General features: G+C 69.0%; 14 protein-coding genes. 4 read left to right on the top strand and 10 right to left on the bottom strand.

The genetic code is table 11. From position 1 onward, the window contains the following. Positions 1 to 46 precede the first annotated feature (46 nt). From A3CE_RS0108905 to A3CE_RS0108870, 8 genes are all read right to left on the bottom strand, one after another. On the bottom strand, positions 47 to 1,408 hold the full coding sequence (locus A3CE_RS0108905; RefSeq protein ID WP_020639730.1) for a wax ester/triacylglycerol synthase family O-acyltransferase: 1,362 nt from the start codon (positions 1,406 to 1,408) through the stop codon (positions 47 to 49). A 9-nt stretch (positions 1,409 to 1,417) separates the two neighbouring features. After that, positions 1,418 to 1,843, bottom strand: a complete 426-nt coding sequence (locus tag A3CE_RS50590) for an AMIN-like domain-containing (lipo)protein (protein WP_020639729.1) — start codon at positions 1,841 to 1,843, stop codon at positions 1,418 to 1,420. Between the two features lie 243 nt (positions 1,844 to 2,086). Then, positions 2,087 to 2,326 carry an SHOCT domain-containing protein gene (locus A3CE_RS0108895; RefSeq protein ID WP_020639728.1) on the bottom strand — a complete coding sequence of 80 codons (240 nt, stop codon included), beginning with the start codon at positions 2,324 to 2,326 and terminating at the stop codon, positions 2,087 to 2,089. 13 nt (positions 2,327 to 2,339) lie between these two features. Next, positions 2,340 to 3,350, bottom strand: a complete 1,011-nt coding sequence (locus A3CE_RS0108890) for an Acg family FMN-binding oxidoreductase (protein ID WP_020639727.1) — start codon at positions 3,348 to 3,350, stop codon at positions 2,340 to 2,342. After that, the gene (locus A3CE_RS50585; protein WP_020639726.1) at positions 3,350 to 4,240 is read right to left on the bottom strand and encodes a bifunctional aminoglycoside phosphotransferase/ATP-binding protein; all 891 of its coding nucleotides are present in this window, start codon (positions 4,238 to 4,240) and stop codon (positions 3,350 to 3,352) included. Before A3CE_RS50585 ends, A3CE_RS0108890 begins: the two co-directional genes overlap by 1 nt. Before the next feature lie 148 nt (positions 4,241 to 4,388). After that, positions 4,389 to 5,612: a hypothetical protein gene (locus tag A3CE_RS0108880; protein ID WP_020639725.1), complete on the bottom strand. Its 1,224-nt coding sequence runs from the start codon at positions 5,610 to 5,612 to the stop codon at positions 4,389 to 4,391. 67 nt (positions 5,613 to 5,679) lie between these two features. Beyond that, entirely contained in the window at positions 5,680 to 6,462 is a 783-nt protein-coding gene (locus A3CE_RS50580; protein ID WP_084641412.1) for a Crp/Fnr family transcriptional regulator, read from the bottom strand. A gap of 632 nt (positions 6,463 to 7,094) precedes the next feature. Then, positions 7,095 to 8,468 (bottom strand): IS1380 family transposase, encoded by a 1,374-nt coding sequence (locus A3CE_RS0108870; RefSeq protein WP_020639723.1) that lies wholly within the window; start codon positions 8,466 to 8,468, stop codon positions 7,095 to 7,097. 517 nt (positions 8,469 to 8,985) lie between these two features. Between A3CE_RS0108870 and A3CE_RS57940 the strand changes: the two genes are divergently transcribed. Then, a complete protein-coding gene (locus A3CE_RS57940; protein ID WP_203612708.1) occupies positions 8,986 to 9,762 on the top strand; it encodes an Ltp family lipoprotein in 777 nt (258 codons plus the stop codon). Positions 9,763 to 10,393: 631 nt separating this feature from the next. Here A3CE_RS57940 and A3CE_RS50565 read toward each other — a convergent pair. Further along, positions 10,394 to 10,933, bottom strand: coding sequence for a toll/interleukin-1 receptor domain-containing protein (locus A3CE_RS50565; protein WP_020639720.1), 540 nt, complete (start codon positions 10,931 to 10,933; stop codon positions 10,394 to 10,396). 87 nt (positions 10,934 to 11,020) lie between these two features. Here A3CE_RS50565 and A3CE_RS0108845 point away from each other — a divergent pair, with 87 nt between their 5' ends. From A3CE_RS0108845 to A3CE_RS0108830, 3 genes are all read left to right on the top strand, one after another. After that, positions 11,021 to 11,845, top strand: coding sequence for a helix-turn-helix domain-containing protein (locus tag A3CE_RS0108845; RefSeq protein WP_020639719.1), 825 nt, complete (start codon positions 11,021 to 11,023; stop codon positions 11,843 to 11,845). A gap of 178 nt (positions 11,846 to 12,023) precedes the next feature. After that, positions 12,024 to 12,815, top strand: coding sequence for a hypothetical protein (locus A3CE_RS0108840; RefSeq protein ID WP_020639633.1), 792 nt, complete (start codon positions 12,024 to 12,026; stop codon positions 12,813 to 12,815). Between the two features lie 244 nt (positions 12,816 to 13,059). Next, a complete protein-coding gene (locus A3CE_RS0108830) occupies positions 13,060 to 13,965 on the top strand; it encodes an NADP-dependent oxidoreductase (protein ID WP_020639717.1) in 906 nt (301 codons plus the stop codon). Positions 13,966 to 14,450: 485 nt separating this feature from the next. Here A3CE_RS0108830 and A3CE_RS0108825 read toward each other — a convergent pair whose 3' ends face one another. After that, entirely contained in the window at positions 14,451 to 15,050 is a 600-nt protein-coding gene (locus A3CE_RS0108825; RefSeq protein WP_020639716.1) for a TetR/AcrR family transcriptional regulator, read from the bottom strand. Between the last annotated feature and the right edge of the window lie 34 nt (positions 15,051 to 15,084).

The following is a 15,084-nucleotide window of genomic DNA, read 5'->3' as shown; positions in this document are numbered from 1 at the left end:
GATTGATGATTCTATCAATCCATCAATCCAGGAGGCCGGCGGGTGGTCAGCGGGCCGCGGCGAGCAGCGCCGGGAAGTCCCGCTCGATCGCCTTCGCGAGCACATCGGTGTCCGGGACCGTGTCCGCGTCGGCCGTGATCCCGAACGTCACCTCGCCGGCGTAGCTGAGCATCGCCACGCCGATCCGCACCCGAAGCGCGATAGGGACGTACGGGTGGATCCGGACGATGCGGCGGCCGAGCGCGGACATCGGTTCGGCCGGGCCGCGCACGTTCGTCGTCACCGTGACGATGTTGCGCTGCGGCAGGTGCGCGGCCGCCCGGATCGCCCACGCGACCGGGGCGAACGGCTCGTGCGCCGCGGTCGCGGTGAGCAGTGCGCCGGCGTCGGCTTCCTTGGCCGCCTTCAGCGTGCCCAGCCGCCGGTGCACCCGGACGAGGCGCTGGGCCGGGTCGGCGAGCTCGACCGGTAGCAGGGGCAGCAGGAGGGACACCTCGTTGTCGAGTGCGGTTCCGGTTCGCACGGACACCGGTACCAGCGACCGCACGCTGTCGGCGGCGGGCGTCTCCCCGCGCTGCAGCAGCAGTTCCCGGAACCCGCCGGTGACGGCGGCCAGCAGGACGTCGTTCACCGTGACGCCGAAGGTCCGGGCGACGGTTTGGACGTCGGCCAGCGGAACCGAGGCGGTCGAGTAGCGCCGGTCGCGCCCGAGCGGCCCGGTGAGCGGGGTGGGCGACACCGGAAGCAGCGCGGACGTCATCGCCGCGAGACCGCGTGCGGCGTCGTTGACGCGGCGGGCGAGCCGGTTCGGGTGCAGCATCTCGCGCGCGACGAGGCGCGCCTGGTGCCAGGGACTGCTCAGCAGTGAGCCGACGGCTTCCAGCACTAGCCCGGCAGCACCGGGATCGGCCGCCGCCGCGACGGGACGGGTGTCGGCCGGAGCGTCGCCGAAGAGGACGGTCTGCAGCCGGGTCGCGGCGAGGCCGTCGGCGAGCGCGTGGTGCACCTTCGTCAGGATCGCCCAGCGCCCGTCCGGCAGTCCTTCGATCACCCAGAACTCCCACAGCGGCCGGTCGCGCTCGAGCCGCTCGCTCATCAGCAGGGCCACCAGGTCGTTCAGCGCCGACTCGTCGTGCGGCGTCGGGAGCGCGACCCGCCCGAAGTGCGCGGGCGGGTCGAACGCCGGATCGTCGACCCAGGCCGGCGGACCGAGGTCGAACGGCACCGTGCGTACTTTCTGCCGGGAGCGCGGGATCCCGGCCAGCCGCGCGAGCACGGCGGCGATGAACTCGTCCTGGCCCGGGGCCGGCCCCTCGGCGATCGCGACCGAGGCGATGGCCAGCGACGAGCTGGGGTCCTCGTCCTCGATCTCGAGGAAGGCCGCGTCGAGCGGGCTGAGCCGGTCCATGACGTCCTCTCAGTGGGCGATGCCGACGACCACGCGCCGGACCTGGTCCTGGGGCCCGAGCTGGGTGAACACGCGGAACGGCAGCTGCGCGCGGATGCCGACGGCGAACGTGCTGAGCCCTTCGAACGAGCCGGCGAAGCGCACGGCCCGCAGGGAGGGCCAATCCGGGGTGCTGACGAGGGTGTCCCCGATCGCGGCCAGTACCCGGCCGGGCTGGTGCCCGGAGTCGTCGGTGCCGAGTGCGGGCGCCCGGACGACGACCTCCAGGGCCGCGGCACCCGGTACCGGCAGCGGATCGCCCTTCGGGTCGGCCGTGACGACCGCGACGTAGTGGACCGCGTACCCGGCTTCCGCCGGCCCGTTGACATCGAAGACCACGCGATCGAAGCAGCCGTGGCGGCCGGCCCGGACCAGGTACAGCGCGTCCCGGCTCATCGGGTGGGAGCCCCGCGGTCCGGTGCTCCAGCCCGAGTTCGCCGCGCAGGAGGGCGTGGCCTTCGGCAGCGTCGTCGATGCGGTCGGTCGCGGAGGAGCCGTTGTCGTACCCGGAGTGGGAGCGGCCGACGTCGCGGTGCCCGGCGGCGTGGCGGTCGCCGGTGTCGCACCTTGGTCGCTCCCGCACCCGGCGAGGGCTCCACCCGCAGACCAGGACCGCGAGGATCGTCCTGGCACGCAGGGTCATTTCGCCCGCGTCAGCGCGTCGCGGCGGCGTTCGTATTCTTCCTGGTCGATCTCGCCGCGGGCGAACCGCTCGTCGAGGATCCGCCGGGCGGTGTCACTCTGCCCCGGCAGCTGTGGTGCCCGGCGCGCGAGGACGACGACAAGGGCGACCAGCGCGGCGAGCACGAGCGCCATCAGCACGAACATGCCGACGCCGCCGAACCAGCCCATGTTTCCGGAGTGGTACCAGTACGGCATGACCGGCTCCTTTCTAGTGCGCTTGGAAGTGCTTCGGGGGAGCTTCGAGCGGCTGCAGGACGTCGGCGAGGGCGCGGCGCGGCGTCGCGGTCAAAGGGTCGGCGTTGGCGGGCGCCCAGCCGATTCGCAGGACCATCTGCGGGAACGACCCGCCGGTGACCCGTTCGGTGACGGTGTCGCGGACCTCGGGGAGTTCGAGCGGCTCGGTGAGCGGGCACGCAGACAGACCGAACGCGGTGGCGGTCAGCAGGGCAGCGCTGGTCGCCTCGCCCGCGCGCAGCCGCGACATCCGGTCGTCGGAGGCGGTGCTCAGCACCAGCAGCACGGTCTCGTCGTCCTCGGCCTTGGCGTCGGGCGGCTGGGTCAGCAGCGGGTCGGTGAACGGCCGGGTCCGCAAGGCACCCGGGGTGTCGTCCGGTGCCGGGGTGTTGCGGGCCGGGACGCCGTCGGGCGAGATGTGGCGTCCGCTCCAGGCCGCCAGTTCCGTGCGGTAGGCCGGGTCTGTTTCGTGCCGCCGCGAAGCCTCTTCGACGGCGGTTGCCAGGTGGTAGCGCGCCGAGTTCTCGGCGACCTGCAGCACGGTGCCTTCCAGCGCCGCCGCCTTGGCCATGGCTTCGACGTGTCCGCGCGGCACGTTCCACGAGCTGTGCCGGCGCCGGTCCGTGCGGCGCCGGGGGATCGCGGCGGCCATCGCGACCTCGTCCTGTGACGGCTCGTGCTGCTGCAGCGTGATCGCCGCGAGGTGGTCGGGCTCGTCCGGGTTCGGCAGCCGGTGGACCTCGGCGGCCCAGCCGAGTGCGGCGAAAGCGATCCGGAGGTGGTGCAAGGCTGCGCCGCAGCTGAGGATCAGGTCCCGGCCGTCCGGGTCGGTTTCGCGCAGCTGCCGGTCCGGGTCGGCGTAGAGGTGCAGGGAACTGTGTCCGATCCGCCAGTTCCATGGCTGGGAGTTGTGCACGGACGGCGCGCGGACCGCCATGGCCACCGCGGTCTTGACGGTGTAGTCGTCCGGGAATCCTCGCTCCATCATCGGCCTGCCTCGGGTTCGGGGTGTTCTGCCGGTATGACCCTGGCACCGCCCGGCAGGCCCGCGGGAGGGCCGGAATGCCTCTGGGCCGGGGACTTTCGGTGCTCGGGCAGCAGGGACGCCACCGCCCGCAGGATCGACTCCCGCGGCGTCCCGGTCGTGAGGAGGGGGTGCGCCTCCGGCCACGGGTCGGCGTCGGCGGCCATCCGGTGCGCGATCTGGGGAGTGGCGTCGGAGAGTTCGGGCGTCCGGGCGGTGATCCGCTGCGCCGCAACAGTCTCCGGCACCTCGCACCGCACGGCGATGACCGGGCTGCTCGCCCGCTCGGCGGCGTTCGCGGCGAGCCTGCGGTGCCGGGTGGCCGACCAGGACGCGTCCAGCACGACGGTTTCCCCGAGCGACAGCAGGACCTCCGCGCGCCGAGCCAGCTCGGCGTAGGTCGTGTCGGTGTGGTGGCTGTCGTAGAGACCCTGCCGGTAATCCTCGGGGGCCCGCGGGGCGGGCGTCAGCCCCGCGAGCTCCTTGCGCAGCCGATCGGACTGCAGGAGGGTGCCGTCGAGCCAGTCCGCGAGCCCCCCGGCGACCGTGGACTTGCCGGTGCCCGGGGCGCCGCCGACGAGGATCAGCCGGACGCGGCCGAGCCGCAGGTGGCGCAGCGCGATGCCGGTGTAGTCACGGGCCAGTTCCGCGGCCGCGGTGTCGCCTTGCGCGAAGCGCAGGCATGCGACTTTGGCCCGGACGAAGGCGCGGTAGGCGAGGTAGTGGTGCAACAGCGCCGGGGGAGCGGGGTCGCCCGAGAACTCGCGGTAGGCGGTGATGAGCTGCTCGGCCGGTTCCGGTGCGCCGAGCCGTTCGAGGTCCATCGCGAGGAAGGCGACGTCGTCGAGCACGTCGACGTGCCGGAGGCGATGGGTCTCGAACAGCGTCCAGGCGTCGTCGATTAGACCGATATGGCCTCGAAGCTGTCATCCGATCACCGACCGCCCTCTTTGCCCGGTGAGGCGACGGGCGGGTGTCACACTTGTCGGCCGGTAGCAGTCATGGAATCGTCACACCATCGTCCTGGCTCGAGCACGAGTTGTCCGCCACGTCGCGCCGCTTGACGTGCACCGAATGGACCAAGCGTAAGCCGTCGTTGTCGAGCGTGGCCTGGCTATGTGCCGTCTCCCTGAACGATTTCTCGTCATAGTGAGCAAGTTTCCTCTCGGGAACCTCGTAAACACGAATATAAAACTCGGCGCCGAAGTCTTCATCGGCGCCGACGTATAACGCCCATGCATACCAGTCGTAACCCGTAGCCCTGGCCGCTTTGGTCTGCCGCGTGACCCAGATTCTTCCGTCGATCGTGGAAGCGGCGATCCTGAATTCGTACCCCGAGGTAGGATGTCCAACTCCCTCGACCCGTACGCATTTGCTCACGAGCGCGCTTTCGACCGGCCTCGAGATACGGCCACTGCCTAAGCGAGGCGTTGTTGTCAAAGGCCAAGATGGAGAATGAGTCGGCGGTTGCGGTTGTGTCGAGCTTGGCCATCCGGCCGAATTGACCGAATTCCCGGCGGTCGAGATTACCATCGCGATGACCAACGCGGCGACCGCGGCGCCGGTCGCGACGATCGCTGTCCTGACCTGTTTTGACCAGGTCGACGGCGGCTCAGGGGCGGGCATCGAACGGCCAGGAACCATGATCCAGGCGACCCGCTCGTACGACGGCTTTTCGGCGTCGGTCACGATCGCGCGGCGGTACGCACGAGCGTCGAGATGGCGAACGCCACGCCGAACGACGTCCTGGTATACGGGGTCGTCGACGATCACGACCATGGGGTGTCCCTGTGCATTGGCCAGCTCGTTACGGCCGACGCGCGAGTTGACCAACCGTGCAGCGTGCACCGGAGCTGCCCCGACCAGCCCGTAGTCACCTTCCTCGGAGATACCTGCTGTGATCGCCAGCCGTAGCCGAATCTGCCGGTCGGCTGCCAGGTTCCGGTTCAGGTTCAGTAGTTCCCGGTACACGGCCGGGACGTAGTCGGCCAGAACGTCCGGGGAGGTCACGGTCTCGGGCCATCGCGTCAGATCGCCGTCTCCGGCGGGCTGCAGGATGGCGTTCTCCCGGTCGACGCGGGCAGCCCTGGCCGCGCGGGCGAGGACCGTGTTGAGCTGTGACTGGACGAAGTGCTGGTCTTCGTGAAGAAATGTGCTGTACTTCTCGACGTCGCAGGAAGTATGGACCCGATGGACGGGGCCGGGGGCGGTACTGTCAGGCAACGATGGTCTCCTTGATCCGCGGATGCGGTAGCTTCCTCGACCCGTCCGTTATCCGTGCTATCGGCCGTCAGGTGACGGCGACCCCGTCTCCGCGCGTGATGGCCGTTAGGCCGTCAAGATTTTTGACGATGAGCCGTCGCCCACTGACTTCGACGAGCCCGTGTTCCCGGAGGACGCGCATCGCGCGATACACCGTCGCTTCGCTGCTGCCGATCAGCTGCCCCATTTCCTGCTGGGTCAGGTCCAGGGCGATCATCCAGGCCGTCGGGGCGATATTTCGCCCGTAGTCACCGGACAGATCCACGATCAGCCGGGCCAGCCGCGCGAGTGGGGCGACACCGACTGTCCGGCGGCGCCGGGTCGCCGTCCTCAGCTTAGCGGTGACCGATGCCGTCACGATGCGCGCGGCGACGCCGTCCCGGTCGAGCACGGTGAGGAAGTCCGCACGGTCGAGTTGGCACGCCGTGATTGACGAGCGCCGGCTCACGACGACCGTCGCTGAACGAGGTCCCGCGTCGAGGGCGGCAATTTCGCCGACGAGGTCACCGCCGATCCGGACGGCCAGCAGGGTCTTCTCCCCGGAAGCAGCGATGACCTTCACACAACCGGAGAGCAGGAGGAACACCGAGGTATCGGCTTGTCCCTCGTGGATTAGAGTTTCACCGCCGCGGAAAGTTCGAAACCCCCCAGCTTGCAACCAGCTTTCGAGGGCGGCTTCGGACACCTGCGCGAGAACACTTTTCGCCGGCCACTCCGCCCGTAGCCGTGATAGGCGCTTCTCGTACACCCGCTCATCGCCGCCCTTCCGCCCTGGTACGCCTGCACAATCGTCAACCGTGACGTCCAGCATGACGTTTGCGGTAACAGTTCACTCGTTCGGACTGTCGGGTGACGCTTGCGGCACCGTTCTGAAGGCGTGGTTTCGACGTGAATTGGCGACACAGAGAGCAGATTGGGGGAAACATACTGAGCGCTCGTGAAGGCTGGGGGCCTCCGCCTCCCGCATCGTCGTCGTCACCGACCGCGACCGCGACCGCGATGGCCGACGAGGTATGTTCTCCTCCACCGTGCGCCCGCCGCGACCCGGCGCTACCGGATGGCGGGCCTCTGCTGTACCCGCAGATGTGCATGGTCGGTCAAGCCGACCAGTCCATGCTTCCCGCCGTCACCGATCTACGGGAGGAAGAGCCGACGATGTGGCCAGCTACCGCCATCCCCGCCTCGCTTAACAACACTCTAAATGAATGCAACTGCTCATGGGGCCGCCGGTCATCGGGAGGACAATGTGGCGAAGCCTGAGGTTCACCCCGGGTAGTGGACACCGAGTTAGCCTCGATCTTGCATGGGGCTGTGGCGTTCGGTGGGGGTTCGTGTCGTAGCCGGGGTTTTGGCTGGAAACCGTGGTGGGGGCAGGGTTGTGGGCCGGCTGTCGCGTCGGCGGGCGGGTCCGAGGTCCTTGGTTGTAGGGGCAGGAGCAGGGTTTCAGCCGGGCCAGCGAGCTGCGCGGAGCCGGGTGAAGGCGGTGGCGAGGTGCTGTGCCCAGGGCCAGTCCTGGTCCAGGTGCAGGGTGGTGACCCGCGCGGTGCGGGTCAGTTTGGCGGCGATGGCGCAGATGCGGTAGCGGAAGGTCGCCGGTTCGGCTCGGGTGAGGTCACCGGTGAAACACAACGCCTGGGTCCAGGTGAGCAGGTCGGCGGCGGTGAGGGCGAGTTCCAGCCAGGCTTTGTTCTCCGGGTAGCCGCGGCAGGGAAAGTTCCGTAGCCCGGTGGTTTTGCCGCAACGGATCCGATCTTCGACCCGGGCGTGGCAGCGGTGGTGGACTTCGAGGTCGGCGAGTTGCCCGCCTGCGGTGTCGGTGATGAACGCGGTGAACCGGTGCCCGTCGGCGTCGGTGAACCGCAACTGCGCACCAGGATGGGGGCGTTCCCGGCGCAGGAACACCCGCGAACCGTCCGGCCACTTCGTCAACTCGAGCATGCCGGTGATCTCCGCGACCCACGCCCCCTCCCGGGGCCCGCCATCGATGTCGTAGGCCGGGACCCACGCATGGTCAGGGACGGCGAGGACCGCGGCCTGGACCTCGGTGCTGATCGGGAACCCCATCGAGAACCCGCATCCCGCCGCTCGCACCGCCGCGGCGAAGGCGTGGGTCGCGCCGGCGGCGTCGGTCCGGACCTGCACCCGCGGCGCGTCGGGATCATCGGGGTCGGGCCGGGCGCAGGCGGGGAGCGCGGCCAGTGCCATCGTGAGGACCTTGACGTGGTCGGCGGCAGTGTTGGACCCGGCTTTGCCGGGTCGCAGGATCCCGGCGAGTGCTTCCCCGCCGGAGATATCCGGCCGGTCGAGGTAGGCCAGCAGCGGATGGAACCCGAAGGTCTTCTTCCATGTTTTCGCCGCGTTCTCTTTCTCGCTGTGCGCGATGCTGATCGTCGCGTCGATGTCGATCGTCAACCCAGCCGCCAGGTCGGGACCTGCTCCGGCGGCCCAGGCCTGTTCCCGGGCTGACGTGCGGACCGTCTGCAGGCGGACCAGGTGCTCGTCGTCGACCCGGTCCAGCACCCGCCACGCGGTGGCGTCGCTGGCCACCGCGCCGAAGAGTTTGTCCTGGTCCCGCAGTGTCGCCAGGTGCGCCAGCGCGTCACCACCGTCAGCGATCATCACCGCCAGGTCGGCCAGGACGCGGCCGGGCAGGTGGACCGGCGTCCCGTCATAGGTGTCCAGAAGTGCCTCCGACCAGCCGGTTCCCAGGCCCGTGCTGATCGTCAGCTCCCGCAGCAACGCCACCCCCGCCCGCGACACCAGCCCCTCACCGTCCGCGCTGACCCGCACCGATGACGCCTTGCTACTCTGCACCAAGGGAGTGCCTTCCTGCCTGGTGAATCTTGGACCGTCGCAAGCCCAAGTTTCCCTTACAGGACAGGCACTCCCTCCATTTTCAGACCCTGATCTACATCACATCGCATGAAAGACGCAGGCTAACTTCACGGCCTTGCATCTAGTCCGCGGCGCTCCCGACGCACGCGTTTTCCGCAGCTCCGGAGGTGAGGGTGGGTCGTCGTCTCACAGACTCGCCGCCAGCCAGTGACAGTGAGCACTCATGTCGTAACTCAGCTCGGGACGACGTCGTCCCACGTCTCCACTTGCTCCGAACGAGTGAACTTGAAGTTTCAAGTTTATTACCCTAGGTAACGGTGGTGAGTCAGTCGCTCACTGCGGTCACCAGCGGAAATGATCGTGAACATCGTCGGCTGAGTCCTTTTCGTGACCGGAAGCGGCTTTCGGGCACTGTTACGCGCGGGATGCGGATGTCGACGAATGCCACAGAGCGTGACGCGTTCCGTTGCGTCGCCGCTGGACTGAAAGAGGCAGCCCCGTGTCTTACGCCCCCATGCCGCCGTCGGTGCCGATGCCGGTGGCGAACCAGCCCAAGAACGGCCTCGGCACGGCCGGGTTCGTGCTCGGCCTGATCGGCCTGATCTTCGCGTTCATCCCGATCATCGGCATCGTCGCGTGGCCGCTGACGATCCTCGGGCTGATCTTCGGCATCGTCGGGACGCTGCGCGCCAACCGGGGCCAGGCGAGCAACAAGGGGCTGGCCATCACCGCCGTCGTGCTGTCGGCGATTGGGCTGGTCATCTGCGTGCTCTGGACCGCGGCCTTCGGCAAGGCGGTCAACGACGCCGCCAACGGGATGCCCGCCGCTGCCCTGACCAGCTCGGTCGCCGCGCCCGACCACATTCAGACCACCAGCCCCAACCTGAACGACGCCGCCGCTTCGGCCGCGGCCACTGCTCCGGTCGAGCCGCCGGCACCCACCACGAGCGAAGCACCCAAGTTCCCGCCGCAGGTCGAGCAGGCCCGCGCCTCCGCCCAGAACTACCTGAGCTTCACCGCGTTCTCGCGCAACGGCCTGATCCGGCAGCTGTCCTCGTCGGCCGGCGACGGGTTCCCGAAGGATGTGGCGACCCAGGCCGTCGACAGCCTGTCGGTGGACTGGAACGCGCAGGCGGTCAAGTCGGCGGAGAACTACTTGAGCTTCACGTCGTTCTCTTGCTCGGGGTTGAAGCAGCAGCTGTCATCGTCGGCGGGTGACGGCTTCACGAAGGCCCAGGCCGCCTATGGGGCTGGCCAGACTGCAGCCTGCAAGTAGATCCGCCGCAACCAACGGGAGTAACGGATGTCCTCACCCATACGACCTGTCGCGGAATTGGTCGCCGATCGTCGCCGAGCACGGGAAGTCGAGCGTCTCGCGCCGGGAAGCGGGTAAGGCGTTCCAGCAACGCAGCCGGCGTCTTCCATGGGGGCGCGTCGCGTTGACCATCGCCTGATGCGTAGCCGGAAGTAGCGGGCGGGGTCCTCGCGGAGGCCTCAGATAACGGCGACGATAGTCATACTCTGTGACGCATGGCTGGCCGTCTCAGGGGCACCTGGATGTGCCCGGTCGTCAGTGGTCGGGCGGTTGAGTGTGCACCCCGAGCCGAACCCGGACCGACTGGCGCAGGACCGGCGTTCGTTCTACGTCGGGCTCATCCGGGCCAAGCGAGCGCTTGTGCTGGTCTACGGTTCGTTCTGGGAGACGGATTGGGGTTCGAAGAACGAATACGGGGTTTCCCGGTTCGCTCGAGACGTTCTTCGGCACCTGGGCGTGGAATGAATCGGCGGCCGGGCTGCGGTGGCCACCGAGTGGGAGAGCTCATTCGCATCATCTGTGACCTGCCCGGCCCGCGGAGGCCTCTCGGACGGTGCAGTCCGCTTGCGGGCGACAGCCCCGGAAGTGCGGGTTACGGTCGAAGCCGCTCACACTGCGCGTACGGCGACCAAGGCCGCCCCAACGGAGGGGGAACCATGCGCGGGTGACCGGTGATCACTCGCAAGAGTTCATCGGTACCGCCCGGCTTGAACGAAACCGGGTACCTGGTTGCCGCGTGGGGCTGCAGGAACCGTGGGATCTCGTCGATCCCATGCCCGGGCAGCAGGACGGGCAGGATGCGGGAGTGCCAGTGTGCCCGCCGGCCCGTGAGCAGATCACGCAACATGGCGGCCTCGTACTGCGAACCACAGCCCTCGTCGTCCGTCAGCTCCTCGGATGCCCGGCGGAGGTACTCCAGTGAGGCGATGACCAGGACGTAGTCGGCGGCGGGCAGGTTCCGGTCCACCCACAACGACCAATCGATCCGTCCCCGATCGGCCCACTGGTCGAGCCGGACGTCGATACCGGAGCGACGGAGGTGACCCGCGAGCCGCACAACGTGCCGCACGTGAATATCGGTGTCATGCGCGTAGGACACGAAGACGACGGGCGGACGCTTTTCTGGTTGCATGCGGTCGAGCGTGAGGGCTTCCGGGGGTGTCCCGTAACGAGTGGGACAACACCGGCGACATCCGGGGGACACGTCCGGGAGGAGTGCGTGACTGACTCGAACGGCGGACCGAACGTCCCGTCGGACCAGGAGCGGTTGTTCGCTGTCGAGGTGTCCCGGGCCCGCGCGACGGCGAAGGTCAGCCAGGACTGGCTGGGGCGCCGGATCAACCTCTCCCGCGGCAAGGTTTCGGAAGTGTGCGGCGGCTGGTATCTGCCTTCACGCGAGACAGTCGCGCTGCTGATCGAAGCGCTGGGCATGGAGCGCGAACGCACACTGCGACTCTGGCAGGACGCGCGGGATGCCGCGGAGCAACGCCGGAAACTCGAACGGTTCCGGCGGCGGGCAGGCACGCCGGTCGGCTGGGATCGGCGTCCGGTCCTGCCGGCCGAGGTGTTGTCCCTGGTCCGGGCGCAGGTGCAGGTGGGCGAGGAGTTCCCGTACCGGCTGCCCGGCGCCCGGCAGCCGTCACTGGCGACTGTCTACGTCCGGCAGGAACTCGGCAGCGAACCGGAAGAGCCGCAGCCGGTCAGGAGGAGCACCTCGGCGTGGCCGGCACCCACCGAGGGGGGCGACCACGATCGGCTCACCGAACCCAGGCCGGGCGGGGACACCCGGCCTGGGCCCCTGGCGCGACGAAGGGCGATGCGGGCGCCGTCCCTGGCGGTGCGCGAGGCGCTCGATGGGAGCGAACACCTGCTCGTGACCGGCGGACCCGGACAAGGCAAGTCCACGCTGACCCTGCGCTTGGCCGCGGACATCGCCCGGATCTGGGCCCAGCGGGACGAGGACGTCGAGACGGTGACCGCCGGCGAATCGCCTCTCGATGAGCCCGTGATCCCGCTGCGCGTGCCGGCAACGGGCGGCGCGTGACGGTGAACCGCGCCACGTTGTTTCTGGTAGCGCTGACGCTGGTTGATTTTCACAGACGGTGGGACCCGTCGGATCGCGTCCAGCAGAGGGCTCGCGGGCCCCGTTGCTCTGGAGCGGGCAGGATGTGGTGCAGGGGAGTCGTGCTTGTCGGACGCGCGACCCGAGGATTGGACGCGTGATGGGACGCTTGTCGGTGTTCACCTTCCAGTACATCGCCATCGACACGGAGGCTGGTGTTACGCCGGAGGAGTTCGAGACCTTCGTGCGTGGTGAAGGCGTTCACCTGCCCTTGTACCCGGCGTGGCGGTGGACTCTGCTGCGCGGGTTGCGTGGAGAGCGGACCGGGCAGTACCTGATGTTGTACGAGATCGAGAGCGCCGAGCAGCGTGATCGCTACGTCACGGCCCGGGGTGAGCAGACCGAGCTGGCCCGGCTGTTCTGGGCGCGGCACCCGGAGGCGGAGGCGGTGCTGGCGCGGTGGCGGCGGCTGGGCACGTTCGGTGAGCTGCCGACGTTGTTCACCGACTACCGGCTGCTGGCCGACAATCCGCGGAGCACGGTCACGCCCGGCCCCCGCTACCGCGACCGCCCGGGGGAGGAGCCCGTCGCCCGGGTCGTCGGGATCCACAACCTGGCGTTGCGCGCCGGTGTGACCGAGGAGGTGTTCGACCGCTTCATCGCCGAGAACCACCACCGGATCGACGACTACCCGGACTGGCGGTTCCACGTGCTCAAGGGCGAGCGGGGCAACCGCCTCGACCAGTACGTGATGATGATGGAGATCGCGAGCTTGGAGGCGTTGGACGTCTTCTACCCCGAGCCCGACATCGCCACCGGCGAGGCTGCGGAGTTCGCGGCTGCCCACCGTGACACCAAGCAGATGTACGAGGAGTGGAAGCAGCTGGCTTCGTTCTCGGGCTCGCCGCAGATCTACACGGACTACCTCGCCGTCGCGGAGAACCCGGCGTAGTCCCGCAGGACTGGGACGGGCCCGGGATCAGGTGGTGGTGGGTGCGGAGCCGGTCGAGCATGGCGGTGGTGATTTCGGCGCGGGTGGTTTCGTTGAGGATCTCGTGGCGGGCGTCCGGGTAGGTGACGACGGTGAGGTCGGTCAGATGGTTCCGGCGCCCCGGCACCCCCATCTGACGCACACCCGCTTCACCTACTGATCTCACGAACGGCCCTTTCAGGCCGCGTGGGAAAGGCAGAACCTCATGCGCGCAGTCCGCTATCGCGAGTACGGCGGTGTGGAGACCCTCGTGGTCGAGCAGGTGCCGGAGCCCCGTCCCGGGCCTGGCGAGATCCGTATCCGTGTCGCAGCGGCCGGCGTCAATCCCATCGACTGGAAGTTGCGTTCCGGTGCCGGGCGCGAGGTGCTCCCCGTCGACCTGCCCGCGATTCCTGGGCGTGAGGCCGTCGGTGTCGTTGACCAGATGGGTGAGGGTGTGCAGGGGGTGAGCATCGGTGACCGTGTCTTCGGGCTGGGCGGCCTCACCGGCGCGACGGCGGAGTTGGCCGTGCTCTCGGCCTGGGCCCACGCGCCCGCCACGTGGACCGACGAGGAGGCCGCCGGCGCCGCTCTGGCATCCGTGACCGCGATGGGCGGGTTGAAGGCCCTCGGTCCCCTGCGGGGCCGCACTCTTCTCATCGAGGGCGCCGCCGGAGGCGTGGGCAGTGCCGCCGTCGAGATAGCGGTGGCTCAGGTCGCCTCCGTGATCGGGACGGCCAGTGAGCGCAACCACGCGTTCCTCGTCTCGCTCGGAGCCGTTCCCACCACCTACGGCACCGGCCTCGCGCAGCGCCTCGCCACCCTGGCTCCGGGCGGAGTCGACATCGCGCTCGACACCGCGGCCTCCGGTTCCCTGGCCGATCTCGTCGCGATCGTGGGCGACCCCGCCCGCGTGTCGACGATCGCCGACTACGCCAACGCGCATCGCCTGGGCGTGCACCTGGCCAACGTGCGGAACGACTCCACGCTCCTCGCCGAAGCGGGCGAACTCGGCCGACAGGGCCGCTACACCCCGCGCATCGAGCGGACGTACCCGCTCGAACAGATCGCGGAAGCGCACGCATACGCCGAACGCGGACACACACGGGGAAAGATCGTGGTCCGCGTGTGAGCAGCTGAGCCTGCCCCACCGCTCGGGGTCCTGCGGCTCGGGGTCCTGCGGCTTCGGCCGCGGGCAGCTGGTCGCCCGGGTCACTCCGGATGGGCAAGCGTCACGCGAAACGGTCCGACCACGGTAATAACCGGCTTCCTGTAACAAACCCGTTGGCCGCTCATGGCCTGAAAGTCGACAGGCTGTAGCGACAATTCACAAAGAGCCTCGCCAGCGATCCGCTGTAGCTCAGATTCAATCTCGCAAAGGGCTGTGACGAAGTCCCACGAAGTGGACATGAAACTGCCGACACCAAGGTCGTAATCCTCCCGCCAAGGCAGCGATCCTCTTCCGGCGCCGTGGTCGGCCGGCCGGCGCGCGGCAAGATCATCCCCCTGCGGACTTTACGTTGATGCATACCGGGCACCCCGGATCGAGAAGACGGCATGTGACGGCGTCGACTCTCCCTGAGATCGTCAGCTGAAGTGTCCCAGATGTGTGGGACCTCAGATCGTGCCGCGTGGGAGCAGTCCCCCCAGCACGAGGTTGGCCAGGCCTTCAAGTCGCCGGGTGAGGTCGAACGGGTGCTCGTCGCCGGCCCAGCGCAGGACGGTGGCGAAGTAGCCGGCGGCGAGGACCTGGCCGGCGAGGGCCGGGTCGGCGTCGGGACACAGTTCGCCGCGGTCCTGGCCGCGCCGGATCACGTCGGTCAGCTCGACTTCGAGTGCCGGGCCGCGAAGGGGACTGCCGAAGCGCAGGGACGCGTCCATCAGGGCGGCGGTCTCGCGGCGGGCGCCGGTGTTCAGCTCGGCCATCTCGCGCAGGTAGTGCCGGAGCTGCTCGGGGCCGGGCAGGTCCTGGACGTGGTCGCCGACGAGGATCTCGGCGACCCGGGCCCGGCGCCGTCGACCCCATTCCTCGAGGAAGGCCGCCTTCTGCGGATAGTGGTTGAACACCGTTGCGCGGGCGACGTCGGCGCGTTCGGCGATCTCGTCCATCGTCGTGGCATCGAAGCCCTTGTCCACGAACAGCGCGAGCGCGGCCTCGTAGAGCTGGTCGCCGACGTTCTTGCGCTTGCGCTCCCGCCGGGTAGGTGTCGCTGGCATGCCCCCCAGTAAACACGTCCCTTGACACGCGACC

This window comes from Amycolatopsis balhimycina FH 1894 (assembly GCF_000384295.1).
Classification (GTDB): Bacteria; Actinomycetota; Actinomycetes; order Mycobacteriales; family Pseudonocardiaceae; genus Amycolatopsis; species Amycolatopsis balhimycina.
This window is presented reverse-complemented; position numbering and strand designations above follow the sequence as displayed.

Bases quoted from the DNA above. Each gene is read 5' to 3' on its own strand.
- A3CE_RS0108905 (WP_020639730.1), bottom strand. From the start codon at position 1,408: ATGGACCGGCTCAGCCCGCTCGACGCGGCCTTCCTCGAGATCGAGGAC.
- A3CE_RS50590 (WP_020639729.1), bottom strand. From the start codon at position 1,843: ATGAGCCGGGACGCGCTGTACCTGGTCCGGGCCGGCCGCCACGGCTGC.
- A3CE_RS0108895 (WP_020639728.1), bottom strand. From the start codon at position 2,326: ATGCCGTACTGGTACCACTCCGGAAACATGGGCTGGTTCGGCGGCGTC.
- A3CE_RS0108890 (WP_020639727.1), bottom strand. From the start codon at position 3,350: ATGGAGCGAGGATTCCCGGACGACTACACCGTCAAGACCGCGGTGGCC.
- A3CE_RS50580 (WP_084641412.1), bottom strand. From the start codon at position 6,462: ATGCTGGACGTCACGGTTGACGATTGTGCAGGCGTACCAGGGCGGAAG.
- A3CE_RS50565 (WP_020639720.1), bottom strand. From the start codon at position 10,933: ATGCAACCAGAAAAGCGTCCGCCCGTCGTCTTCGTGTCCTACGCGCAT.
- A3CE_RS0108840 (WP_020639633.1), top strand. From the start codon at position 12,024: ATGGGACGCTTGTCGGTGTTCACCTTCCAGTACATCGCCATCGACACG.
- A3CE_RS0108830 (WP_020639717.1), top strand. From the start codon at position 13,060: ATGCGCGCAGTCCGCTATCGCGAGTACGGCGGTGTGGAGACCCTCGTG.
- A3CE_RS0108825 (WP_020639716.1), bottom strand. From the start codon at position 15,050: ATGCCAGCGACACCTACCCGGCGGGAGCGCAAGCGCAAGAACGTCGGC.